The organism is Paracraurococcus lichenis, assembly GCF_030657435.1.
GTDB lineage: Bacteria > Pseudomonadota > Alphaproteobacteria > Acetobacterales > Acetobacteraceae > Paracraurococcus > Paracraurococcus lichenis.
Window position 1 is genome coordinate 43394 of sequence record NZ_JAUTWS010000030.1, and the last position, 26613, is coordinate 70006.

A 26613-nucleotide genomic window follows, 5' to 3' on the forward strand; every position below is an offset into this window, starting at 1 on the left:
GGGCGCGGCGGCGGGTCGCATCGGCGCCGTCGCGCCCGGGGTCCGACAAGCGCCCGCCGCGTCCTGTTCTCCGTGCCGTCGCCGCGCTCAGTCCCGCCGCAGCACGAAGAGCAGGCCCTCGACCGGCGCGCCCTTCTCCTGCCGCAGCACCGCCGCCTCCTGCGCGAGGACCGCGAAGCCCGCCGCCTCGGCCAGCCCCGCCACGTGCCCTGCGTCGTGGCGGAAGCGCATCGCCGCGCCGAGCGCGAAGGGCGCCCCCACCCCCGCCTCAAGGCTGAACGCCGCGACCCCGCCCGGCGCCAGCGCGCCATGGATCGCCGCCAGCGCCGGCGCCAGGTCGCCGAGGTAGTTCAGCACGTCGGCCGCGGCGACCACGTCGAAGCCGCCGGGGTGCCGCGGCAGCCAGTCCAGCAGGTCGGCCTCGTGCAGCGCGTCGTAGAGCCCGCGCCGGCGCGCCTCCGCCAGCATCCGCGGCGAGAGGTCGAGCCCCTCCAGCCGCCGGGCGAAGCCGGCCAGCGCCGCGCCCGAGAGCCCCGTGCCACAGCCGAGGTCGAGCACCCGGAGCCGGCGCGCCGGCGCCAGGCCCGCCCGCTCCAGCAGCCCGGCGAGCAGCGCCGGCGTGCGGTAGTCCAGCCGGCCCGTCAGTTCCGCCTCGAAGCGCGGGGCGAACTGGTCGAAGAGGTCGCGCACATAGGCGGCCGGGGCGCGCCCGGGCGCCGGTCCGCCGCCCAGCGCCGCCAGCAGGAAGCGCGCCTGCTCGGCCAGCGCGGGCTGGCTGGCGGCGCGCGCCAGCGCCTCCCCGGCCGCGGCGGCCGCCCCCGCGGCATCCCCCGCCTCCCGGCGCGCATGCGCCAGCGCCAGCCGCGGCTCCGGCGCCTCCGGCAGCAGCGCCGCCGCCTGCGCGAGCGGCGGGAGCGCCGCCGCCGGATCGCCCAGGCCGCAGAGCGCCTGACCGAGGTTGCGCAGGGTCACCGGGTCTTCCGGCCGGCGGGCCAGCGCGGCGCGGAAGGCGATCACCGCCTCCGCCAGCCGACCGGCCTCGGCCAGCGCCGCGCCGCGATTCGCCAGGAAGACGGGCTCCTCCGGCGACGCGGCCAGGGCCCGCTCGGTATGGCGCAGGGCGCCCGCGGCATCGCCGCGCTGGCGGGCGAGCACGCCGAGCAGGTTGTGGGCATTCGGGTCCTGCGGCCGGCGCTTCAGCACCTGGCGGTAGAGCCATTCCGCCTTCGTCCATTGGCCTTCGGCGTGGCGGGCGGCGCCGGCCTGCAGCAGCGCGATCGGGTCGTCCTGGGGCATGCGGCACTCTGCGCAGCCGGACGCCCGGGCGCAATCCGGACCCACCCGCCACCTCGGCGCCGCGGTCAATAACCTGTACTTGCTTGTAAACCGATCTTTATCTACTTTCGCGTTCAGACTCGCCGGTCCTGGCGGGGACCGGAGCGCACCGACCACATGTCGACCCTGCCGCAGACCGGGCGATCCAAGGGGGTAACCGAGTCAGTGACCGCCTCGACGGAACCGTCGGCCCCGGCCGGCATTGGCACGGGGATGCTGGACACCACCCTCGCCGCCCTGCCGCAGGCCCTGGCGGAGCCGCCACCGGAGCCACCGGAGTTCGATGCCTGGCTGCGCCGCCACCTCGAGGGGCTGCATGCCGGCGTGCTGACCGAACCCGTACCGGAACGCTTCCTGCGCATCCTCAAGGGCCAGGCGGACTAGCCTCCGACTCGGCCGCGCGCCTCCGCCCGGCGGCACCCATCCTAGCCCTCCTCGCTCTCCGCCTCCGGGCCGGATTTCGGCTCGAGGCCGACGCCGCGCCGCAGCGCCTCCCGCGCCCGCGACAGGCGGGAGCGCAGCGTGCCGGCCGGCACGCTCAGCACCTTCGCCGCCTCGGCATAGTCGAGCCCCTCGACCACCACGACCCAGAGCGCCTCGCGGTGGATAGGCGGCAGGCGCCGGAAGGCGGCGATCACGTCGCGCATCGCCTGCCGCTCCTCCTGCCCGCCGGAGATCGCCGCCTCCGGCATCGTCTCGGGCGAGAGGAAGGGGCTGCGCGCCGCGCGCCGCACCGCCGCCGCCCGCGCGTGCCGCAGGATGGTGAACAGCCAGGCGCGGAGATTCGTCCCTTCCTGGAACTGCTCGCGGGCAGCGATCGCCCGCATGAGGGTCTCCTGCACAAGGTCGTCGGCGGCATCGCCGTGCCTGACCAGCACGCGCGCGAAGCGGCGCAGCCGCGGGATCTCGGCCGCGACCGCGGTCGCGAAGGCGTCCGCCTCGGGCGCCCTGTCCTCTTTCATCGAAAACCGGTGGCCCCCTCGCGCTGCAATCTCGCCGGGCGCGACACTATCCGATGCCCGCGGCTGGCGGTGTCGCGGCGGGCACACCCTTGCGTGTGGCCCGCCCAGCATCGATGCACGCTTGCGTGGGGCACTCATGGATTGGTCATGAGTGCATCAATTGCCCCGTGCAGGGCGGGTTTCGCCGCAACCGATACGAGCAGCCGCGGGGGAGATGACGCCGTGGCGGCCGCGGCCGCCGGGCCGCGCGGGTCTCGCCCCGCCGCGGCCCGCTCAGGCGGGCGTCAGAACAGCCCCTCGATCCGCCCCTCGGCGTCGAGCCCGATGCTCTCCGCCGCGGGGTGCCGCGGCAGGCCGGGCATGGTCATGATGTCGCCGCAGACCGCGACGACGAAGCCGGCGCCGGCCGAGAGCCGCACCTCCCGCACCGGCAGGACATGCCCCTCCGGCGCGCCGAGCTTCGTCGGGTCGGCGCTGAAGCTGTACTGGGTCTTGGCGACGCAGACCGGGACATGGCCGAAGCCCATCTCCTCGAACTTCGCCAGGCGCGCGGCGATGGCGGGCGGGATCTGCACCTCGGCGGCGTGGTAGATCTCGCGCGCGATCGCGCGCAGCTTCTCGGCCAGCGGCAGGGCATCCGGGTAGAGCGGGCGGAACTTCGCATGCCCCTCGGCGAGCAGCTTGCGCACCGCCCGCGCCAGGTCCGCCGCGCCGGCCGCGCCCTCGCCCCAATGGGTGCAGAGGAAGGCCTCCGCGCCGATGCGCGCCATGGCGTGCTGCACGGCGGCGATCTCGGCCGCGGTGTCGGTGGTGAAGCGGTTCAGCGCCACCACCACGGGCAGGCCGAATTTCCGCATGTTCTCGACATGGCGGATGAGGTTCACGACGCCGCGCTCGACCGCCGCCACATCTTCCGCGCCGAGCGAGGACTTCGCGACGCCGCCATGCATCTTCAGCGCCCGCACCGTCGCCACCACGACGGCGAGGTCGGGCGCGAGGCCGGCGCTGCGGCACTTGATGTCGAGGAACTTCTCCGCGCCGAGATCGGCGCCGAAGCCCGCCTCGGTCACCACCACATCCGCGAGCGAGAGGCCGAGCTGGGTCGCGACCACGCTGTTGCAGCCATGCGCGATATTGGCGAAGGGCCCGCCATGGACGAGCGCGGGCGAGCCCTCCAGCGTCTGCACCAGATTGGGCTGCAGCGCGTCGCGCAGCAGCGCGGCCATGGCGCCGTCCGCCTTGACGTCGCGTGCGGTGACGCTGCGGCCCTCCCGCGTCTGCCCCACGATGATCCTGCCCAGCCGCTCCTGCAGGTCGTGCAGGTCGGAGGCGAGGCAGAAGATCGCCATCACCTCCGAGGCGACCGTGATGTCGAAGCCGTCCTCGCGCGGGATGCCCTGCGCCGCGCCGCCGAGGCCAACCACCATGTTGCGCAGGTTGCGGTCGTTCATGTCCATGGCGCGCCGCCAGGTCACCCGCCGCGGGTCGAGGCCGAGGCCATTGCCCCAGTAGAGATGGTTGTCCACCATCGCCGAGAGCAGGTTGTTGGCGGCGGTGATGGCGTGGAAGTCGCCGGTGAAGTGGAGGTTGATGTCCTCCATCGGCGCCACCTGCGCCCGGCCGCCGCCGGTCGCGCCGCCCTTCACGCCGAAGCAGGGGCCGAGCGAGGGCTCGCGCAGGCAGATCATCGTCCTCGCCCCGATGGAGTTCAGCGCGTCGGCGAGGCCGATGGTGGTGGTGGTCTTGCCCTCCCCGGCCGCGGTCGGGCTGATGCCGGTGACGAGGACGAGCTTGCCGCGGGGCTGCGTGGCCTGGGCCTTGAGGAAGCCGTAGTCGATCTTGGCCTTGTGCCGGCCGAAGGGGATCAGCGCCTCCTCCGGAATGCCCGCCGTCGCGGCGATGGCGGTGATCGGCTGCAGGGTCGCGGCCCGCGCGATCTCGAGATCCGTGGCCATGCGCAGGCTCCTCTCCCCCGTTGCGCGGCAGCGTTACCGGAAGCCAGGGCGCACAGCAAGCAAGCGGCGGCCGATGACGCGGGCGCATGGAGACGGTTCCCAGGCGGCATTTCCGCGCCCCGGGCCGCCGCGGGAGGATGGGCGCGCCATCACGGAGACAGACCCATGCGACCCCTCGTCCTCGCCGCCGGCCTTGCCCTGGCCGCGGCCCTCTCCCCCCTCGCCACGGCCCGCGCCGGCGGCTGTCCGGAGGAGCACCGGCTGACCAGGCCGCGCGCCATCGAGGAAGCGCCCGACGTCGCCACGCTGCGCGAGATCCTCACGACCGTCGACCTGAAGGGCTGGCGCGGCGTCGGCGACGTCCTGCTGCGCACGCGCCGCCTGATCGTCCTGCCGGGCGGCATCGTGCCGACGCACCAGCATGACGACAGGCCCTCCATCGTCACCGTCGTCGTCGGCGAGATCACCGAGCACAGCGCCTTCTGCGCCGTGCCCATCCTGCACCGCACCGGCGAGACCACGCCGGAATTCGGCCCCGGCCATGCCCATTGGTGGGAGAACAGGGGCTCGCAGCCCGTCATCCTCATCTCCTCCGACGTGGTGCCGCAGGAGATGATGCAGGACCCGCATATGTGACGTTCCGGGTAAGGCGCGCCGGCTTGACCGCTGGCAGCGGCTGCCGCAGGGGCCGGCATGGCCAGCCCCTGCATCGATATCTGCCGCTACGACGAGGCCACCGGATGGTGCCTCGGCTGCGGCATGACGCGGAAGGACAAGAAGCACTGGAAGAAGGACAAGGAGCGTCGGCCGGAGATCCGGGCGGTGCTGCCCGGGCGGCTCGAGGCACTGGCCGCCGCCGGCCAGCCGACCGGCGAGGCGGCTGCCAAGAAGAAGAAGAAGGGCTGATCCCTGCTGCCTTCCCGCTGTGCCGCGCTGGCCACAGTGTGTCGCGATCCAGTGTTGGTTTCGCCAGGAACTTGATCTCCCTCAAGGTTCCATCTCGGTTCCGCGCCTAATCCGGCGTCAGGCGCGACACGGCGCCTGGAATGGAACTGGAAGACAATGCGCAAGTCCCTTGGGATGCTGGCCGGTGCCCTGGCGCTGGCTGCCGCGGTGAGCACCGGCGCCGCCGCACAGGAGGTCCGCGGCAAGAAGGCGGGCGACTTCGTCATCGGCCTCGGCGGCATCGGCGTGCTGCCCGCGAATGACGGCGGCCGGACCAGCCTGGTCGGCGGCAAGGTCGAGGCGAGCAACAGCGGCACCGCACAGCTCGACTTCACCTACTTCTTCACGCCGAACATCGCGGCCAACCTGATCGCGGCGACGACGCAGCACGACCTGACGCTGCGCGGCTCGGCGCTCAACACCGACGTCAAGCTCGGCCATGTCTGGGTGCTGCCGCCGACCCTGACCCTGCAGTACCACCCGCTGCCGACCTCCCGCATCAGCCCCTATCTCGGCGCGGGCATCAACTACACCTTCTTCTACGGCTATGGCGGCAGCAAGACGGCGCCGGTGAGCCGCGTGCGCGTCGATTCGACGCCGGCCTTCGCCATGGTCGCGGGCGTGGACTACGAGCTGGCGCCGAACTGGCTGCTCAACGTCGATGCCAAGAAGATCCTGCTGCGCCCGGATGCGAGCGTGAACTCCGGGCTGGTGCATGCCCGCGTGAACCTCGACCCCTGGGTCGTCGGCGCGAGCGTCCGCTACCGCTTCTGATCGCAGGGCCGGGCGCGGCCGAGGCCGCGCCCGCCGATCCCTCAGGCACGCTTCGTCGCGGACTGGGTGCCGGGGTCGCCCTCGATCTCCCGCACCTCCGCCGAGGCGGCCCGGTCCCGGATCCCGAGCTCGTCGAGCGCCCCGCCGATCGCCGCCACCGCCATCCGCATGTCGTCCGGCGTGACGGCGCCGATGCAGCCGACGCGGAAGCTCGGCGCATGGGTGTTCCAGAAATTGCTGATCAGCACGCCGCGGCGCTTCAGCGCGTCGACGAAGGGCTGCAGCGCGAAATCCGGGTCCGCCGGCTGGTGCACGGTGACGATCACCGGCCCCTGATCCGCCCAGTCCAGATAGGGCGTCAGGCCGAGCGACTTCACGCCCTCGTAGAGCACCCGCGCATTCTCCCGGTAGCGGGCGAGCCGCGCGGGCTGCCCGCCTTCCTGGGCGTAGAGGTCGAGCGCGACGGCGAAGGCGGCGATCACCTGCACCGCCGGGGTGAAGCGGATGCTGCCCCAGCCCGCGCGCAGCGCATGCGCGTGGATGTCCGAGAGGTCGAGGCACCAGGAGCCGGCCTGGCCGGCCGCGGCCTCCAGCCGGTCGACGCGCGCGACGGCGAAGCCCATGCCCGGCATGCCCTCGAGGCACTTGCCGCTGGTGAAGAGCATCGCGTCCACCTCGGGGTGGTCGGCGAGCGAGAAGGGCAGTGCGCCGAAGGCCGAGACGGAATCGAGGATCAGCCGCCGCCCCGCGGCGCGCACCGCGGCGCCGATGCCCTCGACGTCGTTGACGATGCCGCTGCCCGTCTCGTTGTGGATCATGGCGACATGGGAGATCGCCGGGTCGGCGGCGAGCGCCGCGCCGACCTCCTCGGCACTCGCCGAGCGCGTGTCGGGGATGGGAAGCGCCACCACCTGCCGGTGGGCGGCGCTCGCCAGCCGCACCGCGCGGTCGGCATAGGCGCCGTTCTGCGGCACCAGCACCTTGCCGCCCTCGGGGATGAAGGTGCGCAGCGCGGCCTCCATCACGAAATGCCCGCCGCCCTGCAGCGGCAGCGTCGCGTGCTCGCCCTCCCGACCGCCGGCCAGGGCCCGCACCCGGTCCCGGATCCCGGCATAGACGGGGCGGAAGTCGTTGTCCCAGGGGGCGATGTCCTGCGCCATGGCGGCACGGGTCTCGGGCCTGGTCTGCACGGGGCCCGGAATGAGCAACAGCATGGGAGCGGCACCTGTCAGGAAGGTGCCGGGGATACCCGATCCATGCCGGACAGGAGAAGCCCGGCGATCTCCCGCGCCAGTTTCTCGCGGATCGCCTCGGCGAAGGCGGCATAGTCGGCGCAGGCCATGGCGAAGCTGCCGGTGCCGCCGATGACCTCGGCCCGGTAATGCTCGAGCAGGTCCGGCTCCTCGTTCAGCACGGCGAGGCCGTTGATGGTCACGCCCGCCGCGACGCCGATGTCGCGCACCGGCCCGGGCGGGCGGCCCTGGTTGTGCCGCCCGTCGCCCGAGACGTCGAGCACGAGCCGCGTGGCCGGCGCCGGGCAGCGCGCCAGCAGGGCGAGGCCGGCCGCCATCCCCTCCCCGATCGCCGTCGCGCCCGGCAGGGGCAGGCGGGGGGCGCCGTCGATCGCCTCGGCCAGCGCGGCCGCCGCCCCCTCCCCGTCCACCCGCATCCAGGGCACGGCGAGTTCCGGCGTGCCCGCGGCCGGGCGCATGGAGGGCCAGGCGCCGGACCAGAAGAGCATGGCGACGGCGATCGCCCCGCGCGGCCCGCCGGCGCAGAGCGCCGCGATGCCGGGATCGCGGAAGGCCGCGGCATAGCCGCCGACCATCAGGCCGAACTCGTCGTAGTCGACGCTGGCCGAGACATCGACGGCGAGGCAGAGGGCGAGGTCGACCGGGTCCATGCCCCTCCGATACCGCGATGCGCGGTGATCCGCAGCGGGCTTCGGCGTCCCGGCCGGGCTTCCGTCGCCTGGCCCGCACGGGGGCCGGGCCATGCGGGGAGGAGGCCGCCGCAGTCGCTTTCCGGGCGCAATCCCCGGGAGGCTTGCGTAGGGTCCGGCGGATCCATGCGATCGGGGCCGGGACGATGCGGAGACGGGGGGTGATGGTGGGAACGGGGGCGGCCGGGCTCGCGCTGGCGATGCCGGCCGTCCGGGCGCAGGGTGCCTGGCCGAACCGCCCCATCCGGCTGATCGTGCCCTTCACGCCGGGCGGCAGCACCGACGGCATGGCGCGCATCGCCGCGCAGACGCTGCAGGACAGGCTCGGGCAGACAGTGGTGGTCGAGAACCGCCCGGGCGGCAACGGCACGGTCGGCGGCATCGCGGTCGCGCAGGCGGCGCCCGATGGCTACACCTTCTGCGGCAGCGCCTCGATCCAGGTGATGGCGCGCTGGGTGATGCGGAACCCGGGCTATGACCCGCTGGCGGACCTGGTGCCGGTGGCGCGGACCGGCCAGGGGCCGCTGCTTCTCTGCATGAACCCGGCGCTGCCGCCCGGCAACATCACCGAACTGGTTGCCGCGGTGAGGGCGAACCCGCGCGGCTGGACCTTCGGCACCTCCTCCCTCGGCGCCGCGGGGCATCTGGCGACGGTCGAGTTCAACCGCATGACCGGGCTCGACATCCCGATCGCGTCCTACCGCGGCACCGCGCCGGCGGTGCAGGACATGGTGGCGGGCAACATCCAGCTCATGGTCGATCCGGTGCTGGCGATGGTGCCGCTGTTGCGCGGGGGACGGGTGCGCGCGCTGGCGATCAGCCAGGCAAGGCGCAGCCCGGCGGCGCCCGAGGTGCCGAGCGCCCCGGAGGCCGGGCTGCCGGGCTGGGAGTTCTTCTCCTGGTGGGGGCTCTGGGGGCCGAAGGGCCTGCCGGCGGAGATCGTGGCGCGCGCGAACGCCGCGCTGCAGGAGGGCATGCGCAGGCCGGAGGTGGCGAGGCGCCTGACCGATATGGGGATCGAGGCACTGGCGGAGACGCCGGAGCAGTTCGCCGCTTTCATCGAGCGCGACGTGGCGCGCAACGCGGCGCTGCTGCGGCTGGCGAGGTTCGAGCCGGAATAGGGCACGCTGCCCGCGGGCGGGCACCGGACGCGGTCGGGCGGCCACGGGTCCCGGCTCCGCTGCCGGAGGCGCCCGCATCCCGGGCGGGCGCGGCCTGAACCAGAGGTTGCGTTGGCCGTTTAGCCGCCATGCCCCTTGATGCCGATTCCCTGCCGCTGCAGGCACCCCGCCGCACCGCCCGCCTGCCGCCCGCGCCCGACGCCGCGAAGCGCGCCCTGGCGCTGGAGGCGCATGCCCGGCTCTGCGCCGAATACGACTGCCCCATCGCCTATTTCCATGCCCTGCCGCCGCTGGACGAGCTGGTCTCCTCCCTCCTCTCCCACCGCACCAAGAACCGCGACAGCGCCCGCGCCTTCCAGGCGCTGCGCGCCGCCTTCCCGGACTGGGCGGCGGTGCGCGACGCCCCGGTCGCGGCGGTGGAGCAGGCCATCGCCGGCGTCACCTGGCCCGAGGCCAAGGCCCCCGCCCTGCAGCGCACGCTGCGTGCCATCACCGGGCAGCGCGGCACGCTCGACCTCTCGCATCTCGAGGCCATGCCGGAGGCCGAGGCGGCGGCCTGGCTCGCGGTGCTGCCCGGCGTCGGGCCGAAGACCGCGGCCGCCGTCCTCTCCTTCAGCACGCTGCGGGGCCGCGCCCTGCCGGTCGACAGCCACCACCACCGCGTCGCGCAGCGGCTCGGGCTGATCCCCCGAGGCCTCGCGGTCGGCCCGTCGCATGCCGTGCTCGCCGCGCTGCTGCCGGCGGAGTGGGACGCGCAGCAGGTCTACGACCACCACCAGGTGCTGATGCGGCACGGCCAGCGCTGCTGCTTCTTCCGCAACCCCGCCTGCGGCCGCTGCGTGCTGCGCGACCTCTGCCCGGAGGGGCAGGCGCGGCTTGCCGGTTCCGCCTGACGCCCCTGCCCCGCTATGCTGCCGCCAAGGCAGACAAGCGGGAGGAAGCGCCATGCCGCAGCAGGGCCGCGTCGTCTTCGGCGCCATGGAGGAAGTCGTCTTCGGCCGCGCGGCCGCCGAGGCGCTGGCGGAGATCGCCGGGCGCGCCGGGGCGGAGCGGATCATGCTCATGGTTTCCGGCACGCTGCAGCGGCAGACCGATGAGATCGCCCGCATCCGCGCCGCGCTCGGCAACAAGGTCGCGGCCGTCTTCGACCGCATGCCGCCGCACACGCCGCGCCAGGCGGTGGTCGAGGCGGCGGGGATGGCCCGCGAGGCCGGCGCCGACCTGATCGTCACCATCGGCGGCGGCTCCATCACCGACGGTGCCAAGGCGGTGCAGCTCTGCCTCGCCAACGACATCCGCTCGGCCGAGGCGATGGATGCGCTACGCGCCCCGGCGCCGGTGAAGCCTCCAGCGGTGCGGCAGGTCTCCGTCCCCACCACGCTCTCGGCCGGCGAGTTCAGCGCCATCTCCGGCGTGACGGACGAGCGGACACGGGTGAAGGAGCTGTTCCGCCACCCCCGCATCATCCCGCAGGCCGTGGTGCTCGACCCGGCGCTGACCCTGCACACGCCGGAATGGCTCTTCCTCTCGACCGGCATCCGCGCGGTGGACCATTGCGTCGAGGGCATCTGCTCGAAGGAGGCGCATCCCTATGCCGATGCCCAGGCGCTGCGCGGCCTCGCGCTGCTGGTCTCCGGCCTCGGGCGGGTGAAGGCCGATCCCGCCGACCTTGAGGCGCGGCTCGACTGCCAGCTCGGCGCCTGGCTCTCCATGGCGCCGCTGGCGACCGGCGTGCCGATGGGGGCGAGCCACGGCATCGGCTATGTGCTGGGCGCGGTCTTCGACATCCCGCACGGCCATACCTCCTGCATCATGCTGCCGGCGGTGATGCGCTGGAACGCCACGGCGGATGCCGGGCGGCAGGCGCTGGTCGCGGCTGCCATGGGCGCCCCGGGCGAGGCCGCGGGCGACCTGCTGGACCGCGTCATCGCCGGGCTCGGCATGCCGCGCAGCCTCTCGGCGGTCGGGATCGGGCCGGAGAGCTTCGGCCGCATCGCCGAGGCGGCGATGGCCACCCCCTGGGTGCCGCGCAATCCGCGGCCGATCGCGGGGCCGGAGCAGGTTGCGGAGATCCTGGCGCTGGCGGCCTGAGCGCCCCTGCCGCCGGCGCCGTCCGACGCAGAGGCCGAAATGCGCGGCCCGGCCGCCGGTGACGCCGGCTGCCGGCCGCGCGCGGGAATGCGATGCATGCCGTTGCGCGGGATCAAGGCCGGCAGGCCGCATTGGCCCGATGCTCGCCGCGGCTGTCGCAAGAACGTAACGCGGGTGGAGGGCGCCATGACGAACCGGCACATGCACGAGATCATCACTCGGCGGCATCCCGTCACCCTGCCGGCCGAGGCGAGCGTCCAGCATGCCTGCCAGGAGATGCGGAACCACCGCATCGGCGCAATCCTGGTGACGGACCCGCATGGTCGGCTGCTCGGCATCTTCACCGGCCGCGACGCCATCTGCCGGATCGGGGCGGAGGGGCGCGACCCGCATGCCACCCGGCTGCGCGACGTCATGACGCCGAACCCCGAATGCATGCCGCCGCACTGCCGGGCGATCGAGGCGCTGCGGCTGATGCGCGACGGCGGCTTCCGGCATGTCCCGGTGGTGGACGGCCACCGGCTGGTCGGCATCGTCTCCCGCGGCGATTTCCTGGCGGACGAGAGCGGCCGGCTGGAGGCGGAGAACAACCTCTGGGAGCGGCTGTAAACCCGGGCGGACCGGACGTCGCGTTTCGCAGGCCCGGGGCCTGCGCGGCCCGCCGCCTCGGGCCGCCCCGGCTGACTCCCGGCGGGGCATCTGGCCTCCCCGCGCGCCCGGCCCTAACCTGCCGGCGACCCGGGGAGGAACCGCATGCCCGAAAGCCCGATCGACCCGAAGCTCGTCACCGAGACCAGGCTGCCGCTCGCCGGCCTGCGCGTGCTCGACCTCACCCTCGCCCGCGCCGGCCCGACCTGCGTGCGGCACCTCGCGGACTGGGGCGCGGATGTCATCCGGGTGGAGCCGCCGGGCCAGGGCGACGGCCTCGGCGGGGCGCGCGACGGCTTCGACCAGATCAACCTGCACCGCAACAAGCGCGGCCTCTCGATCGACCTGAAGAACCCGGCCGGGCATGCCGCCTTCCTCAAGCTCGCCGCGACCGCCGATATCCTGGTCGAGAACATGCGGATGCAGGTCAAGCACCGCCTGAAGATCGCCTATGACGACCTCAAGGGCATCAATCCGCGGCTGATCTACGCCTCGATCTCCGGCTTCGGGCAGACCGGCCCCTATTCCACCCGCGGCGGCGTCGACCAGATCGCCCAGGGCATGGGCGGGCTGATGTCCATCACCGGCGAGCCGGGCCGCGGCCCGATGCGCGTCGGCATCCCGATCAACGACCTCACGGCCGGCAACCTGCTGGCCATGGGGATCATGATGAAGCTCTACGACCGGGAGCGCACGGGCCAGGGCGGCTATGTCCATACCTCGCTGCTCGAGGCCCAGGTCTTCATGCTGGACTTCCAGGCGACGCGTTGGCTGATGGACAAGGAGGTCCCGGGCCAGGCCGGCAACGACCACCCCGTGAACATCCCGATGGGCGTCTTCCCGACCGCCGACAAGCCGATCAACATCGCGGCCTCCTCCCCCAAGCTCTGGGACATTTTTGCCAGGGCCGTCGGCCACCCCGAATGGCTCGAGGTCGAGCAGTGGAAGACGCCGAAGGGCCGCGGCGCCGACCGCAAGCGCCTCAACGAGGTGATCGGCGAGGTCACGAAGACCAAGCCATCCGAACACTGGGTCACCCTGATGGAGGAGGCCGGCATCCCCTGCGGGCCGGTCAACACCATCCGGGAGGTCTTCGAGGACCCGCAGGTCCAGCATCTCGAGATGGCGATGCCGATGCGCCACCGCACGCGCGGCGACATCGAGGTCGTGGCGCAGCCGGTGAACCTCGAGGGCCTGGAGACCGGCTTCTACCGGGACATGCCGCGCCTCGGCGAGCATAACGAAGAGATCCTCATGGAGGCCGGCCTCTCGCAGGACGAGATCGCCGACCTCAGAGCCAAGGGAGCACTGGGCGGGGCATGAGCAGCACCGAATTCGCGGACGGGAAGATCCTCGCCAGCATCCAGGACGGCGTCGGCCGGGTGGTGTTCAACCAGCCGGAGAAGCGCAACGCCATGTCGGTGAACATGTGGGAGGGGATGGGCCAGGCCCTCGACATCTTCGCCGAGGATCCGGGCGTCCGCTGCGTCGTGCTTGCCGGCGCGGGCGACAAGGCCTTCGTCAGCGGCGCCGACATCTCGCAGTTCGAGAAGGTGCGCAACAACGCCGATGCGCAGAAGGAGTACGACCGGCTGACCAGCGCCGGCCGCCTCAAGCTCTCCACCTACGAGAAGCCGGTGATCGCGCAGATCCGCGGCTTCTGCATGGGCGGGGGCCTCGGCATCGCCATGTCCTGCGACATCCGCATCGCCTCCGAGGACAGCCAGTTCGGCATCCCCGCGGCGAAGCTCTCCATCGCCTATGGCTTCGACATGGTCCGCGCCCTGGTGGACCTGGTCGGCCCCGCGCATGCCCATATGATCCTGATGACCGGCGAGCGCTTCGACGCGCGCGAGGCCGAGCGCATCGGCCTGGTGAACCGGGTGGTGCCGGCCGCGGCGCTGGAGGAGACGGTGGCGAAGCTGACGGCGACGCTCGCCGCCAATGCGCCGCTCTCGCTGACGACCAACAAGCGGACGGTCAAGGCGGTCTGCGCCGATCGGGCGGACCGCGACATGGCGAAGATCCAGGCCGCCATGGCCGCCTGCTTCGACAGCAACGACTACAAGGAAGGCCGCCGCGCCTTCATGGAGAAGCGCAAGCCGGTCTTCACCGGCACCTGACCGCGGGCCCGGCCGCGGGTGGATGGGAACCCTGCCTGCGGCCACTGCCGGAACACGCGGCCGTTGCGCCGGCGTGTTCTGTTTTCCGAAAGATTCCCGGTGCATGAACGTGGCGTTGCGCTTAGGATGCCGACGCCGTGACGAGCCCGTAAAGAAGGGCCGCAGGGCGACAGGGCATGGGCGCCAGGTCATAGGCATCTGGGACGAAGGGTCTGAGACCGGGAATGGACGGGCATATCGAGGCGCCGATCGCGACGGCTGACGCCTCGCATGGGCATGGGGGCGCCGGCGCGCCGATCTCCCGCATCGTCGCGGAAGTGGCGGCGCGCTGCCCGGGGGAGCGCATCTCGCTCGGCGACATGGCGGAAGCCTTCGGCGACCGCGCCTTCGGACTGCTGATCCTGCTGCTGCTGCTGCCCTCGCTGCTGCCCGGCATGGCCTCGGTCTTCGGCACGCCGGTGCTCATCCTCGGCATCCAGATGGGCCTCGGCCGCCGCGTGCCGTCGCTGCCCGGCTTCATCGCCCGCCAGAGCATCAAGCGGGACGACCTGCTGCGCCTCGCCGGCGCCTCCTCCTCCTGGCTCAGCAAGGTCGAGCGCTACGTGAAGCCGCGGCCCGGCTTCTTCACCTCCCCGGCCGGTGACCGGCTTTTCGGCTGGCTCACCGCCTATGTCGCGCTGATGCTGATCCTGCCCGGCCCCGGCACCAATGGCCCGCCGGCCTTCGGCAATATCGTCATGGCCCTCGGCCTGGTCGAGCACGACAACCGCGTCACTGCCTGGGGCGTCGGGCTGACCATCGGCGGCTGCGTCGTCGCCACCGGCGTGCTGATCGCGGTCTGCTGGATCGGCGTCAAGGCGCTGGGATACGTGTTCTGAGCCCGGCGCCCCCGGCGACGGGGGCGATCGCGCGGCGGGGCCAGGCGAGCACCGCCAGCACGGCGAGGCCGGCGGCAAAGGCCCCGAGGCCGATCCACTCCGACGGCAGCCAGCGGCGGCGGAAGGCGACGAGATGCCGGCCCGCCGGCGCCTCCACCGCGGCCATGCCGGTCGCGGGGTCCAGGGTGGGGGCGCCCGGCAACCCCTCCAGCACGAAGGCGGGCCACCAGAACTGCCGCGCCAGCACCCGGCAGGCCGTCGCGCAGTCGATCTCGAGCCGGTAGGTCGCGCCGGTGCGGCGCTCGGCCACCCGCCCCTCCCCCTGCACGACCGCCGGCAGGCCCTGCACCGCCGCCGGCGGCGCCACCTGCCGGACGCCGATCTCGGCCCAATCGGCGGCATGCGCCCAGCGCGGGATGTATTCCGGCGGATGCCCGCCGGGGCTCGCCATGGCGGCCGCGGCCCGCGCCTCCGAGGGCAGGAAGCGGTAGCCGCCGCGCGGCCCGCGCTCCGGCAGCAGCGTCACCGCCAGCAGCAGCGCCGCCGTCATTGCCGCCGAGGGCAGCAGGCCGAGCAGCAGCACGCGCCCGGGCCGCGCCGCCCCCGCCGCCAGCCGCCGGCCGAGCGCGAGCACCAGGAAAAGGCTCGCCGGGCCGAAGGCGCGCAGCGGGATCTGCACCAGCGGCAGGATCGGCAGGTAGTCCCAGGCCGGCTTCGTGAGCGGCGTGGTCAGCGCCAGGGCCAGGAGGCCGGCGAGCAGCGGCGGCAGGTCCGCCCCGCCCCAGCCCGCCCGCGCCCACCGCCGCAGCGCGATCACCTGCCCCGCCAGCAGCAGGAGCAACGCGAAGCAGGCGTAGTAGAGCAGGTGCCCGCCCGGCCGGAGATGCGTGGGATCCTGGAAGAGCAGCCAGGTCGAGGGCCGCCAGCCCGGCCAGAGCGTCCAGTATTCCGGCGAGATCAGCCCCTGCAGCGACAGCGCCGGGACCAGCACCGGCGCCCCCAGCGCCGCCGCCAGCGCCTGCCCCGCGGCGAAGACGGCCAGCGCCCGCCAGCCGCGCCAGCGCAGGAGGTAGTGGACCACGCCGAGCCCGGCCATCAGCACCGCCATCGGCAGGTGCGTCAGGATCAGCAGCGCGAAGGCGGCGCCGAGCCCGGCGATCGCCGCCGGGCGCGCTGGCGGCAGGCGGAGCGCGAGGCCCACCACCGGCAGGGCGGCGAGCGCCGCGCATTCCGCCGCCGCGCCCCGGTGGATCGGGTCGATGAAGGCGGCATAGGGAAAGACCAGATACAGGGCGGCGAGCGTCCGCGCCGCCCGGTCCGGGCAGCCCTCCCGCCGCAGCAGCAGGAGCATCGCCCCGCCGCCAGCCAGCGCCACCAGCGCGAGAGTCAGGCGAAGGGCGAGGTCCGGGCCGAGGCCGGTCGCCAGCCCCACCAGGCCGCCTACCCAGTAGAGCAGCGGCGGGTAGATGTAGAAGGCCGGCGAGCCGAAGCCGAAGGCGGCCTGCGGCAGCCAGCGCGGCCAGGGGTCCCCATCCGCCAGGGCGGCCGTGACCTGCCCCAGCCAGGCGATGGCGATGTCGGCGTCATGCCCACCGAGCCCCGGCGGCGCCGGGAACCCGACCAGCAGCGCGCTGCAGGCGCCAAGGACGGCGAGGACCGGCGCGGCGAGGCCGAGCCGGCGGACCAGCGGGGAGACGTCCATCGGGATTCCGGATGCGGGGGGACCGGTGCGGGCCGGCGATGCTGCAGCGCAGGATCGGGGGTGGCTGTTGCCGCGCCCGGCGACACAACCGGCGGAGAGCTTGCGGTGCCGCATCGGCGGCCCCCTGGCCAATTCCCCCCACCCGCTGCTACCACCGCGTCATGCGCCGGTGGCCCGCAAGGGCTGAAACGGGAACGCGTGAGGCCGGGTCGGGCCTGCGGGGGCGAAGCGCGTGGATCGCGCATCGCGTGCAGCGCAGGTCCAGCGTGATCCGGCCAGGCCGCGGCTGCCCCCGCAACTGTAGGCGGTGAGGTCCTGCCAGACGCCATTGCGCCACAGGGGATGATCCCCGACGCGCGAGAAGGCGGCAGGGCCACGGGGTTCGCGCCCCGCACCGCGAGCCAGGAGACCGGCCGGCGCAGAGTTGTCTCGCGCGTGCCGGGCGGGGTGCACCGGCGCAGCGGATCACGGGGCCGCGTCGCGGCCTCGCCGTCTGCGGGAACGACGTCCGTCGTCCCGGCCGCAGCCGCGGCCGGGATAGGTCCGTCAACGCCGCAGGGAACCACCATGCGACGCATCGCCACCCGTCTCACGCCGCTGGCCCTGGCCGGCGGCCTCGCCGCCCTGGCCGTACCGGCCCTCGCCCAGACCGCCGCCGCCATCCCCGACACCATCGTCACCGGCACCCGCGTGCCGACGCCGCAGGAGCGCGTGCCGGCCGCCATCACCGTGCTGACCCGCCGCGACATCGAGGAGCGCGGCTACCAGAGCCTGGCCGAGGCGCTGACCGCCGTGCCCGGCTTCCGCGTCGCGCCGACCGGCGGCCTTGGCCAGCAGACCAGCGGCTTCATGCGCGGCGCCTCCAGCCGCAACGTGCTGGTGCTGCTCGACGGCGTGCCGATCAACGACCCGTCCGACCCGAACGGCGCCTTCAACTTCGGCAACGACCTGCTCTTCGACGTCGAGCGGATCGAGGTGGTGCGCGGCCCCGCCTCCGCCCTCTACGGCACGGCGGCGATCGGCGGCGTGGTGAACCTGGTGACGCGGCGCGCGCCGCCGGACCGGCAGTTCCAGCCCTATGGCGAGCTTGCGGGCGGCACGCAGAACACGCTCCGCGGCGGCCTCGGCGCGACCGGCACCATCGGCGCCTTCGACTACCTGCTCTCGGGCACCTCGCTCTCGACCCGCGGCTTCAACGCCATGGCGCCGCGCTTCGAGACCAACATCCCCGAGCGCGATGGCTTCCGCGGCGCCGCGACGACGGCGCGGCTTGGCTGGACGCCGCTGGATGGCACGCGGGTCGAGGCGCTGCTGCGCTGGCGGGAGAACCGCTTCGGCCTCGACAGCGTGCCGCAGGACGACCCGAACTACACCGGCGAGGACCGGCGCTGGTACGGCCAGCTTCGCGGCGAGACGAAGCTGCTGGACGGGCTCTGGACCACCGGGCTGCGCATCGCGGCAACCGAGGACCGGCGGCGCTACACCAACCTGCCGGACAGCCTGAGCACGGCCTCGACCAATGATTACTACCGCGGGACGCGGACCACGCTGGACTGGGGCAACACCGTGCGGCTGCCCGACCTCGGCGCGCTGACCGCGGGGACCGTCGCCTTCGGCGTGACCCATACGGGCGAGGAGGCGCTGTCGGCCAGCGGCTCCTCCTTCTTCCGCACGACGGTGGACGCCAACCAGCACACCACGGCGGGCTGGACCACGCTGCAGTACCGCGCCTGGGACAGGCTGGACGTGACCGCGGGCCTCCGGCACGACGCAGTGACGGGGATCGAGGGCGCGACCACCTGGCGGCTGGGCGCGGTGCTGGCGCTGCCGGAGGTGAGCTCGCGCATCCGCGTCTCGGGCGGCAGCGGCTTCGCCGCGCCCTCGCTCTTCCAGCGCTACGGCGTCATTTCAGGCTTCTTCCAGGGCAACCCGGACCTGAAGCCGGAGCATTCGCTGGGCTGGGAGATCGGCGCCGAGACCGACATCGCGGCCTTCGGCATCCCGAACTTCGCCATGCCGAGCTTCACCTTCTTCCAGAGCCGCGTGCGCGACCTGATCAACTACAACAACGAGTTCAACACGCTGGTGAACGTGGACCGCGCGCGGATCCATGGCGCGGAGCTGGGGCTGACGCTGCGCCCCTCCCCGCGCCTCGAGGCGACGGCGGCCTGGACCATCACCGAGGCCTTCGATGAGGCGACCGACCGGCGCCTGCCGCGGCGGCCGGAGCACGTCGTCAGCATCACCGCGCGCGTCGTGCCGCTGCCGCGGGTGGTGATCGCGCCGACGGTGCTCTTCACCGGCCGCAGCCCGGAAGGCGCCTTCGCCAGCTACACCAATACCGGCGAGAGCGTGCCCTATGCCCGGAGCAATCCGGCGGGGACGGTGGTGAACCTGACGGCGAGCTGGCAGGCGATGGAGAAGATCGCGCTCTTCCTCGAGGCCCGCAACCTCGGCAACAGCCGCTGGGAGCCGGTGAACGGCTTCGCCACGCCGGGGCGGAGCGTGCTGGTCGGGACGCGCTTCGCGCTGTAGCGCGTCCCCGTCGGGTCGGAGGCGCTGAACGCGCCTTCGACACCGTCGAAGGCGACCATCGCTGTCGGCCATGAGGCCGGAGCCGCGTCAAGCCCGCAGCCGCGCTTCGCACGGTGCGCCAAAGGCGCAGGCTTGACGCGGCTCCGGCCTCATGGCTTGGGCTTGGGGTCGCTCGACGCATTCGAGCGCGCTTCGCGCCTCTGCTGACGCGAGATCAGGCGGCGGCCTGCACCGAGGCCGGCATCCGCCGCGGCCGCAGGAAGAGCCGCGTCACCTCCGGATGCGCCTGCTCGACGCGCCGCGTCAGTTCTGCTGCAGCGCGCTCCACCTCGCCGCCCGGCAGGTCGTCGCGGAAGTCGATGGTCACCGCCACGAGCACCTCCGTCGGGCCGAGATGCATCGACAGCAACTCCTCGACGGCGGCGACCCGCTGATCGGCCAGCAGCATCTCGCGGATCGCTGCCACGGTCCGCGGCGAGGCGGCCTCGCCCGTCAGCAAGCTGCGTGTCTCGTTCGCCAGGAAGCCAGCCGAGGCCACCAGCAGCAGCCCGATGCCGATCGAGGCGACGCCGTCCAGCACCGGCAGCGCCAGCCACTCCGCGAGGCCGAGGCCGACCAGCGCGATCAGCAGCCCCGCCAGCGCCGCCGCATCCTCGAGCAGCACGGCGAAGACGCCCGGATCCTTGCTGCGGCGGATGGCGGACCAGAAGGGCTCGCCCGCATGGGCACGGCGGAACTCGCGCAGCGCGACGCGGAAGGACAGCCCCTCGAACAGCACGGAGGCGCCGAGAACGGCGAAGTTGATCCAGGCCCCCTCGACCGGATGCGGCGCGCGGATCTTCTGCCAGCCCTCGTAGACCGAGACGGCGCCGCCGAGCGCGAAGATCATCAGCGCGACGACGAAGGCCCAGAAATACAGCTCCATGCCGTGGCCGAAGGGATGCCGCGCGGACGGTGGCCGCGCCGCGCGCCGGAGGCCGAGCAGCAGCAGGCCCTGGTTGCCGGTATCCACGCTGGAATGGATCGCCTCCGACAGCATGGCCGAGGAGCCGGTCCAGAGCGCGGCGGCGAATTTGGTCGCGGCGATGGCGCAATTGCCCGCCAGCGCCGCCAGGATGACCGTCCGCGACCCGCCATGCGCCATGGGCTCTGCCCCTTCCCCTTGCCGTCGGGCAGAACGGCAGGCGGCGCCGAAGGCTGCATGACGGCACGCGGCGCGGTAAGCCTGCCCGGATGACCAGCGCCCTCGCCTATGCCCTCGCCGCCTTCGCCGAGATCGCCGGCTGCTTCGCCGCCTGGGCGGTGCTGCGCCAGGGCGCGAGTGCCTGGTGGCTGCTGCCGGGTGCCGCCAGCCTCGCTCTCTTCGCCTGGGCGCTGACCTGGGTGGAGGCCGATGCGGCGGGCCGCGCCTTCGCCGCCTATGGCGGGGTGTATATCGCGGCCTCGCTCGGCTGGCTCTGGGCAGTGGAGCGGCAGGCGCCGACCGGCTGGGACCTGGCGGGCGCCGGGCTCTGCCTGCTGGGCGCGGGCGTGGTGCTGGCGGGCGCGGCGCGGGGGTGAGGCGGCGCCCGGACCGGGATCAGCCGCCGAGGCTCTCCGCCCGGCAGGCATGCACGTCCAGCCAGCCATGCGCCAGCAGCCCGTCCCGCCGCGACAGCGAGACGAAGTCGTACCAGCGGCCGGTGATCTCGGCAAAGTCCGACCAGCGGTCCCAGGGCAGCTCCCGCCCGAAGAGCCCGCTGTGGTGGCCGGTGAAGCTCGCCGCCGCGTAATTCCCCTCGAGCGGCGGCTGGGGCGGGTGCGTCGCCCAGTGGAAGGCCTGGTTGACCAACTGCGCCCGGTCATAGCCGCAGGCCCGCAGATAGGCGAAGATGTCGAAGGAGGAGGCCTCGGCGGAGACGAAGTCCGGCCGCCGCCCATCCGCCAGCAACTGGCGCATGCACTCCTCGTCCATGCCCTCGATGTCGCATTTCAGGTAGCGCGGCACGCCGTGGCGGTCGAAGAGCTCCGGCAGCGTGACGGTCGGGACCGTGATCTCGGTCACCTCGTGCCCGCCCTTGGTCGCCCAGGCGCGCTCCGTGCTGCCCCAGTCATCCTTCACGTCGTTGACGAAGAAGGAGACCACCTCGCCGCCGCGCGGCGCGAGCGCGGCATGCACCACCGTCAGCCGCCCCGCCTCCACCTCGGCGGCGAAGCGGGCGGTGACATCGGCACAGAAATCCGGCCGCGCCTCCACCGCCACCACGCGGAAGCCCTTGCGCAAGTAGAACTCGGTATCGAGGCCGCGGTGCAGGCCGATATCGTAGACCAGATCGGGAATCGGAGCGCTCATGGGCGTGACATAACGCCGGCCCGGGCCGGCGGATAGTCAGGGTTATTGCGCATCCCCCGGCACCCAGAGCACGTCACCGGCGCCGTTACCATTCAGCCGGCGGGCGAGGACGAAGAGATGGTCCGAGAGCCGGTTGAGATAACGCACCAGTTCCGGGTTCAACGCCTCCGCGGCCGCCAGCGCCACCACCGCGCGCTCCGCCCGCCGCGCCAGGGTCCGCGCCAGATGCGCCGCGGCCGCGGCCGGCGAGCCGCCGGGCAGGACAAAGCTCCGCAGCGGCGGCAGCGCCGCGTTCATCGCCGCGATCTCCTGCTCCAGCCGCAGGCACTGGCCGATGCTCACCCGCAGCCGGTCGCCCTCGGTGCCCGGGATGCAGAGATCGGCGCCGAGGTCGAAGAGGTCGTTCTGGATGCGCGCCAGCATCGCATCCTCCTCCGGCGTCCCCGCCGTCTGCAGCCGCAGCAGGCCGAGCGCCGCATTGGCCTCGTCCACCGCGCCCATCGCCTCGACCCGCAGTGCGTCCTTGCGGACCCGGGTGCCGTCGCCGAGCGAGGTCTCCCCCTGGTCGCCGCCGCGCGTGGTGATGACATCGAGCCTGACCATGCCGTCCACCCATCATCTGAGCTGGAAGTGGTAGGAGGTGCGGATGGTGCCAGGGATCGGCACGTCATCGCGCATCGCCGGCCTGAAGCGAGACAGCATCGCCGCCCGCTTCGCGGACTCATCCAGCGCCGGATAGCCCGAGCTCTCCAGCACCTCCACCGCGGTCACCGTCCCCAGTTCGGAGATCGAGAGCCGCACCTTCACCGTCCCCTGCTCGCCGCGCTGCCGGTTGAGGTAGGGGTATTCCGGCTCCGGGTTGTGGACGTTCGACAGCGGGCCGGGGGGCGAGACCCGGCCGGTGGCGCGGCTGCCGCCGGGTGGGATAGCCTGGCTGCCGGTGCCCTCGGGCAGGGCCGGGGCGAGCGGCGGCGCGACGGCCGCCACGGCCTGGCGCGCCGGGGCCTGCCGGGCCGGGCGCGGCGGCGGGGCGGCGGGCGCCGGCATCGGGGGCGGCGGCAGCGGCAGCGCCTCCTCGGCCGCCGGCGTGGGCCGCTCCTCCGGCGGCGCTTCCGCGGCCGGCGGCGGTGGGGGCGGCAGCGTCACGGGCGCCGGGAGGTCGGCGGGCGGCGGCAGCGCCAAAGCGAGCGTGGAGGGCGGTGGCTCCGGCGCGGCGGCCGCGGGTGGCGGCGGAGCCGGCGCGGCGAGGGGCGGCACCGGCGGGGGCGGCGCCGGGACGGGATCGGGGACCGGCGGCGCCTCGGCCACCGCCGGCGCGGCCGGCATCTCCGGCGGCCGGTCCTGCACCAGTTCGGATTCCTGCGAGTCCTCCCAGACGAACTCCACCCCGGTCTCGGGCCGGGCCTCGGGCCGCGGCGGGCGCGTCATCAGCACCAGCACGGCGGCCAGCGCCGCCCCGTGCAGCAGCAGCGAGGCGGCCGGCGCCCAGGCCGGCAGCACCCGCCTGCCCCGTTGGCGCGGCAAGGCACGGTCCCGCTCCGCCACCGGCAGCGCCCCGATGCGCGCCAGCGCGGTCACAGCACCAGCACCCCGTGATGCTTGGCCTTCCCCTCGGGCTCGACATGGATGGTGATCGTCGCGCCCTCGATCTCGGCCTTCAGCGCCGCCTCGATGCGGTCGCAGATCGCGTGCGCGGCATCCACCGTCATCTGCCCGGGCACCACCAGGTGGAACTCGATGAAGGTCAGCCGCCCGGCATGCCGGGTGCGGAGGTCATGCGCCTCGATCGCCCCCTCGGCGCTGGTCGAGACGGCGTGGCGGATGCGGCCGAGCAGGTCGGGCTCCACCGCCTCGTCCATCAGGCCGCCGACGCTCTCGCGCATCAGCTTGCTGCCGGACCAGAGGATGTTGAGCGCCGTCAGTGCCGCCAGCAGCGGGTCGAGCCAGAGCAGGCCGGTCAGCGCCACGCCCGTCACGCCCACCAGCACGCCGGCCGAGGTGACGACATCCGCCAGCAGGTGCCGCGCATCGGCGAGCAGCGCCGGGGAGCGCGACCGCCGCCCCTGGCGGAAGAGCAGCCAGGACCAGGCGCCGTTGATGCCGGTGGCGGCGGCCGAGACCAGCAGGCCGGCGGTCGCCTGCTCCGGCGCATGCGGCCGCAGCCAGGCACCCCAGGCCTCGTGCAGGATGGCGACGGCGGCGACGATGATCAGCGCGCCTTCGAGCACCGCCGAGAAATATTCGGCCTTGGTATGGCCATAGGGGTGGTTGGCGTCGGGCGGCAGGGCGGAATAGCGCACGGCCACCAGCGCCGCCGCGGCGGCGGCGACGTTCACCACGCTCTCCAGCGCATCGGCCAGCAGGGCGACGCTGCCGGTCAGCCACCAGGCGCCGGTCTTCAGGGCGAGGACCGCGCAGGCGATGACGACGCTCGCCGCGGCGAAGCGGACGACGCGCGTCATCGGTCGGCGGCGGGGCGAAGGGCAGCCAAGGCGGCGGGGCTCCGGGGAATGGAGGCGGTTCATGCCCCGACGGCGGCGGCCGGGGCAACCCCCCGCGGGCGGAAGGAACGGCGGCGTGGCGCGGCCGTTCGAGGGGCGGAGACGGCAGGGAGGCACGGCATGGCGAAGGCCGAGGACGCGGCGGGCACGCCCCGCAACCCGGGCGACCAGGCGGCGCCGGGGACCGGCCAGACCGGCATGGTCCCCTGCCCCGCCTGCCATGGCAGCGGCAGGCAGGGCGAGGCGGCCTGCGCCGAGTGCGGCGGCACCGGTGAGGTGGTGCAGATCGTGGGGGATGCCTGACCGCCGCACCGCCCCGCCCTCAGATCGCCGGCGCGTCCAGCACCTCGAAGACCGCGCCGCCGTAATCGGCCTCGGCCGGGATGGTCAGGCGCCAGCCCTCCCCGGTCTGCACCATCTCCGGCAGCACGGTGACGACGCGCGCCTGGCGGGAGGCCGCCAGCGCCTCCTCCACGGTTGCGAAGCGGCCGAGCTTCTCGAGGTTCTTGCGGGTGGCGAAGACCAGCCGGCGCTTGCCCTCGTTCGCCTCGGCGATGGCCTGCAGCGGGCGGATCCAGACGCTGTCCTCGCTCTCGTGCCCGTCGTGCACCGCCACCTGGTCGGGCGGCGCGGCGGCGAGGAAGAACTGCGTATCGAACCGCTTGCTGCGGCTGGCCGGGGTGATCCAGTGGGCGAAATGCACCATGGCATCGGTCGCCGGCTCCAGCCCCTCCTCCGCCAGCATGGCCGAGAGCGGCTGCTCCCCCTTGGCGACGCGGGTCCGGTGCAGCGCCTCGATCCCGAGCAGGCGCGTCGCGTCCACGACGGCGGCGCTGCCCTTCGGGCGGGCCAGCAGGACGCCGCATTCCTCGAAGGTCTCGCGGATGCCGGCGATGCGGAAGCCATCCATCGGGTCGGCCCCGCCCAGCGCCGTATCGTCCTCCTCCACGCGTCCGCCGGGGAAGACCAGGGCGCCGCCGGCGAACTCGATCTCCCGGTGGCGGACCACCATGAAGACCTCGAGCCCGGCCTCGCCGTCGCGGATCAGCAGGACTGTCGAAGCCGGGCGGGCCGGGACCGGTGGTTTCGCGTCGCTCATCGTCTCGCTCACTCCGCACGCAGGCCGAGGGCGCGGATCAGCGGCGTCCAGCGCGCGATCTCGCCCCGGATGAAGGTGCCGAACTGCTCCGGCGTACCGCCGACGATCTCGGCGGCCTGCCGGCCCACCGCCGCCTCCCGCACCGCGGGTTCGGCCAGCACGGCATTGAAGATCCGGTTGGCCGCCGCCGTCACCTCCTCCGGCATCCCGGCCGGGCCGAGGATGCCGTGCCAGACCATCGCCTCGAAGCCCGGCAGCACGGCGGCGACCGGCGGCACGCCCGGCAACTGCGGCACCGGCGCCTTCGAGGAGACGGCGAGCGCCTTCACCTTCCCCTCCCGGATGAAGGGGAGCGAGGTGGAGACGGTCATGAAGGTGCTCTCGGTCTCGGCGCTGAGCAGGCTGCGCGCCACCTCGGCGCCGCTGCGATAGGGCACCGGGGTCATCCTCAGGCCAAGTTCGCGGTTCATGAACTCCTGCGCGAGGTGCCCGGCATAGCCTATGCCGGGATGCGCATAGACCATGTCGCCGCGCTTGCGGGCCAGCGCCACGAAGCCCTGGATGTCGGCGACGGGCAGCGCGGCCGGCACGACGAAGGCGAGCGGCAGGTTTACCAGGTGGCAGACCGGGGTGAAGGCGGTGGCGGGGTCGTAGGGGACGGAGGGCTGCAACTCCCGCGCGATGGCATTGACCCCGAGATCGGCCAGCATCAGGGTATAGCCGTCCGGCTTCGCCTGCGCGGTCGCGGCGCCGGCGATGGTGCCGCCGGCGCCGCCGCGGTTCTCCACCACCAGCGACTGGCCATTGGCCTGCGGGGCGAAGGCGCTGGCCAGACTGCGCGCCAGGGTATCGGCCGCGCCGCCGGCGCCGAAGGGGAGCAGCAGCCGCACCGGCCGGTCCGGCCAGGCCGCCTGCGCGCGGAGGATGCTCGGCGCGCCAAGCGCCGCGGCGAGCGCCAGCAGACCGGCATCGCGCCGTCCCAATGCCATGCGGACCTCTCCTTCCCTCATTGCCGGCAGCCTGCCGCCGGCAGCGGCGGGGCGCAACGGGGCTGGAGATCGGAGGGGCGCTGCCCCTCCGAACCACCCCGCCAAGGGCTTAAGGCCCTTGGAACCAGGGATTTTATGTGGGCGAGATGCAGATTCGGACAAAGGAGCGGGGTGGATTGCGGCGGCAATGGGGCAGGCGTTGCGGGTGCTGGTCTGGTGCGGAAGCGGGTGGTGATGTGCGCCTGGAAGCATGGCCTGACCTCCGGACCGGAGGGGCCAGGATGACAGGAATAAAGTCCTTGCGCAAGGCGATCGCGCTCTGGCCCGTCCCTTCTCTGGACGAAAACCTCTCGCCAAATCCATGTCGCGCGGCGACCACGCGTCCGGCACACAGCGGGATGCCATGGACGACAGGCCCGGTCAGGCTGGGATCCGCGGTGACGGGTTCGGCTCTGTCGGCATCGACCGGTTCCGATACGGCATTGGCCGTCACCAGTGGCGAGCCGTGGCCGGTGCGAAGGCCTCAGCTCTGCCGCTACGCGCCCGGTAGAGGAGGAAATCCGTCGTGCCCCGCGTGGATGGCAGGGCATGCAGGCAAGCCTTCCGAGACGAGTTGCTGGACGGCGAGGCGTTCAAGACGTTCCGGGAGGTCCCGGTGTTGTTTGAGCAGTGGCGCCCTCC

General features: G+C 73.4%; 27 protein-coding genes and 1 riboswitch. Of the genes, 14 read left to right on the forward strand and 13 right to left on the reverse strand.

Annotated features, from left to right (window positions below; translation table 11 throughout):
* Positions 1-87: 87 nt before the first annotated feature.
* The gene (locus tag Q7A36_RS24550; protein WP_305106398.1) at positions 88-1296 is read right to left on the reverse strand and encodes a methyltransferase domain-containing protein; all 1209 of its coding nucleotides are present in this window, start codon (positions 1294-1296) and stop codon (positions 88-90) included.
* A gap of 252 nt (positions 1297-1548) precedes the next feature.
* On the opposite strand from Q7A36_RS24550, the gene Q7A36_RS24555 reads away from it, so the two are divergent.
* Entirely contained in the window at positions 1549-1719 is a 171-nt protein-coding gene (locus Q7A36_RS24555) for a hypothetical protein (protein ID WP_305106399.1), read from the forward strand.
* Positions 1720-1760: 41 nt separating this feature from the next.
* Here the strand turns inward: Q7A36_RS24555 and Q7A36_RS24560 are convergent, their stop codons facing one another.
* Positions 1761-2297 carry an RNA polymerase sigma factor gene (locus Q7A36_RS24560; RefSeq protein WP_305106400.1) on the reverse strand — a complete coding sequence of 179 codons (537 nt, stop codon included), beginning with the start codon at positions 2295-2297 and terminating at the stop codon, positions 1761-1763.
* 284 nt (positions 2298-2581) lie between these two features.
* A complete protein-coding gene (locus tag Q7A36_RS24565; protein ID WP_305106401.1) occupies positions 2582-4252 on the reverse strand; it encodes a formate--tetrahydrofolate ligase in 1671 nt (556 codons plus the stop codon).
* Between the two features lie 165 nt (positions 4253-4417).
* Between Q7A36_RS24565 and Q7A36_RS24570 the strand changes: the two genes are divergently transcribed.
* From Q7A36_RS24570 to Q7A36_RS24580, 3 genes are all read left to right on the forward strand, one after another.
* Positions 4418-4888 (forward strand): cupin domain-containing protein, encoded by a 471-nt coding sequence (locus Q7A36_RS24570; RefSeq protein WP_305106402.1) that lies wholly within the window; start codon positions 4418-4420, stop codon positions 4886-4888.
* A gap of 57 nt (positions 4889-4945) precedes the next feature.
* Positions 4946-5158, forward strand: a complete 213-nt coding sequence (locus Q7A36_RS24575; protein ID WP_305106403.1) for a DUF1289 domain-containing protein — start codon at positions 4946-4948, stop codon at positions 5156-5158.
* 156 nt (positions 5159-5314) lie between these two features.
* Positions 5315-5971, forward strand: coding sequence for an OmpW/AlkL family protein (locus tag Q7A36_RS24580; RefSeq protein WP_305106404.1), 657 nt, complete (start codon positions 5315-5317; stop codon positions 5969-5971).
* A 41-nt stretch (positions 5972-6012) separates the two neighbouring features.
* Here Q7A36_RS24580 and Q7A36_RS24585 read toward each other — a convergent pair whose 3' ends face one another.
* Complete coding sequence (locus tag Q7A36_RS24585) at positions 6013-7185, reverse strand: 2-aminoethylphosphonate--pyruvate transaminase (protein ID WP_305106405.1); 1173 nt, start codon at positions 7183-7185, stop codon at positions 6013-6015.
* A gap of 14 nt (positions 7186-7199) precedes the next feature.
* Positions 7200-7874, reverse strand: coding sequence for a DUF1194 domain-containing protein (locus Q7A36_RS24590; protein ID WP_305106406.1), 675 nt, complete (start codon positions 7872-7874; stop codon positions 7200-7202).
* 203 nt (positions 7875-8077) lie between these two features.
* Here Q7A36_RS24590 and Q7A36_RS24595 point away from each other — a divergent pair, with 203 nt between their 5' ends.
* The 7 genes from Q7A36_RS24595 to Q7A36_RS24625 all read left to right on the forward strand — a co-directional run bounded on the left by Q7A36_RS24595 (position 8078) and on the right by Q7A36_RS24625 (position 14774).
* The gene (locus Q7A36_RS24595; RefSeq protein ID WP_305106407.1) at positions 8078-9034 is read left to right on the forward strand and encodes a Bug family tripartite tricarboxylate transporter substrate binding protein; all 957 of its coding nucleotides are present in this window, start codon (positions 8078-8080) and stop codon (positions 9032-9034) included.
* 128 nt (positions 9035-9162) lie between these two features.
* Complete coding sequence (locus Q7A36_RS24600; protein WP_305106408.1) at positions 9163-9927, forward strand: endonuclease III domain-containing protein; 765 nt, start codon at positions 9163-9165, stop codon at positions 9925-9927.
* 52 nt (positions 9928-9979) lie between these two features.
* Positions 9980-11125, forward strand: coding sequence for an iron-containing alcohol dehydrogenase (locus tag Q7A36_RS24605; RefSeq protein ID WP_305106409.1), 1146 nt, complete (start codon positions 9980-9982; stop codon positions 11123-11125).
* Positions 11126-11311: 186 nt separating this feature from the next.
* Complete coding sequence (locus Q7A36_RS24610; protein ID WP_305106410.1) at positions 11312-11734, forward strand: CBS domain-containing protein; 423 nt, start codon at positions 11312-11314, stop codon at positions 11732-11734.
* 144 nt (positions 11735-11878) lie between these two features.
* On the forward strand, positions 11879-13096 hold the full coding sequence (locus tag Q7A36_RS24615; RefSeq protein WP_305106411.1) for a CaiB/BaiF CoA transferase family protein: 1218 nt from the start codon (positions 11879-11881) through the stop codon (positions 13094-13096).
* A complete protein-coding gene (locus Q7A36_RS24620; protein ID WP_305106412.1) occupies positions 13093-13896 on the forward strand; it encodes an enoyl-CoA hydratase in 804 nt (267 codons plus the stop codon). The genes Q7A36_RS24615 and Q7A36_RS24620 overlap by 4 nt, the downstream gene beginning before the upstream one ends.
* 224 nt (positions 13897-14120) lie before the next feature.
* Positions 14121-14774: an exopolysaccharide biosynthesis protein gene (locus Q7A36_RS24625; RefSeq protein WP_305106413.1), complete on the forward strand. Its 654-nt coding sequence runs from the start codon at positions 14121-14123 to the stop codon at positions 14772-14774.
* Here the strand turns inward: Q7A36_RS24625 and Q7A36_RS24630 are convergent.
* Positions 14749-16476 carry a hypothetical protein gene (locus Q7A36_RS24630; protein ID WP_305106414.1) on the reverse strand — a complete coding sequence of 576 codons (1728 nt, stop codon included), beginning with the start codon at positions 16474-16476 and terminating at the stop codon, positions 14749-14751. The two genes, Q7A36_RS24625 and Q7A36_RS24630, sit on opposite strands and share 26 nt — an antisense overlap.
* 150 nt (positions 16477-16626) lie before the next feature.
* Positions 16627-16908: riboswitch (cobalamin riboswitch) on the forward strand.
* 135 nt (positions 16909-17043) lie between these two features.
* On the opposite strand from Q7A36_RS24630, the gene Q7A36_RS24635 reads away from it, so the two are divergent.
* On the forward strand, positions 17044-19011 hold the full coding sequence (locus Q7A36_RS24635; RefSeq protein ID WP_305106415.1) for a TonB-dependent receptor plug domain-containing protein: 1968 nt from the start codon (positions 17044-17046) through the stop codon (positions 19009-19011).
* Between the two features lie 214 nt (positions 19012-19225).
* On the opposite strand, the gene Q7A36_RS24640 is transcribed toward Q7A36_RS24635, so the two are convergent.
* Positions 19226-20155, reverse strand: a complete 930-nt coding sequence (locus tag Q7A36_RS24640) for a cation diffusion facilitator family transporter (RefSeq protein WP_305106416.1) — start codon at positions 20153-20155, stop codon at positions 19226-19228.
* A gap of 89 nt (positions 20156-20244) precedes the next feature.
* On the opposite strand from Q7A36_RS24640, the gene Q7A36_RS24645 reads away from it, so the two are divergent.
* Entirely contained in the window at positions 20245-20571 is a 327-nt protein-coding gene (locus tag Q7A36_RS24645) for a YnfA family protein (protein WP_305106417.1), read from the forward strand.
* 19 nt (positions 20572-20590) lie between these two features.
* On the opposite strand, the gene Q7A36_RS24650 is transcribed toward Q7A36_RS24645, so the two are convergent.
* Genes Q7A36_RS24650 through Q7A36_RS24665 form a run of 4 tightly spaced genes read right to left on the reverse strand, consistent with a single transcriptional unit; the run spans position 20591 to position 23805 of the window.
* A complete protein-coding gene (locus Q7A36_RS24650; RefSeq protein WP_305106418.1) occupies positions 20591-21343 on the reverse strand; it encodes an FkbM family methyltransferase in 753 nt (250 codons plus the stop codon).
* A 42-nt stretch (positions 21344-21385) separates the two neighbouring features.
* Positions 21386-21946, reverse strand: coding sequence for a cob(I)yrinic acid a,c-diamide adenosyltransferase (locus Q7A36_RS24655; protein ID WP_305106419.1), 561 nt, complete (start codon positions 21944-21946; stop codon positions 21386-21388).
* Positions 21947-21958: 12 nt separating this feature from the next.
* Positions 21959-22921, reverse strand: coding sequence for an energy transducer TonB (locus Q7A36_RS24660; RefSeq protein WP_305106420.1), 963 nt, complete (start codon positions 22919-22921; stop codon positions 21959-21961).
* Positions 22918-23805 (reverse strand): cation diffusion facilitator family transporter, encoded by an 888-nt coding sequence (locus Q7A36_RS24665; protein ID WP_305106421.1) that lies wholly within the window; start codon positions 23803-23805, stop codon positions 22918-22920. Before Q7A36_RS24665 ends, Q7A36_RS24660 begins: the two co-directional genes overlap by 4 nt.
* Positions 23806-23964: 159 nt before the next feature.
* Between Q7A36_RS24665 and Q7A36_RS24670 the strand changes: the two genes are divergently transcribed.
* Positions 23965-24147: a hypothetical protein gene (locus Q7A36_RS24670; RefSeq protein ID WP_305106422.1), complete on the forward strand. Its 183-nt coding sequence runs from the start codon at positions 23965-23967 to the stop codon at positions 24145-24147.
* A 19-nt stretch (positions 24148-24166) separates the two neighbouring features.
* Here the strand turns inward: Q7A36_RS24670 and Q7A36_RS24675 are convergent, their stop codons facing one another.
* Entirely contained in the window at positions 24167-24943 is a 777-nt protein-coding gene (locus tag Q7A36_RS24675; RefSeq protein WP_305106423.1) for an NUDIX hydrolase, read from the reverse strand.
* A gap of 8 nt (positions 24944-24951) precedes the next feature.
* Entirely contained in the window at positions 24952-25932 is a 981-nt protein-coding gene (locus Q7A36_RS24680; protein ID WP_305106424.1) for a Bug family tripartite tricarboxylate transporter substrate binding protein, read from the reverse strand.
* Between the last annotated feature and the right edge of the window lie 681 nt (positions 25933-26613).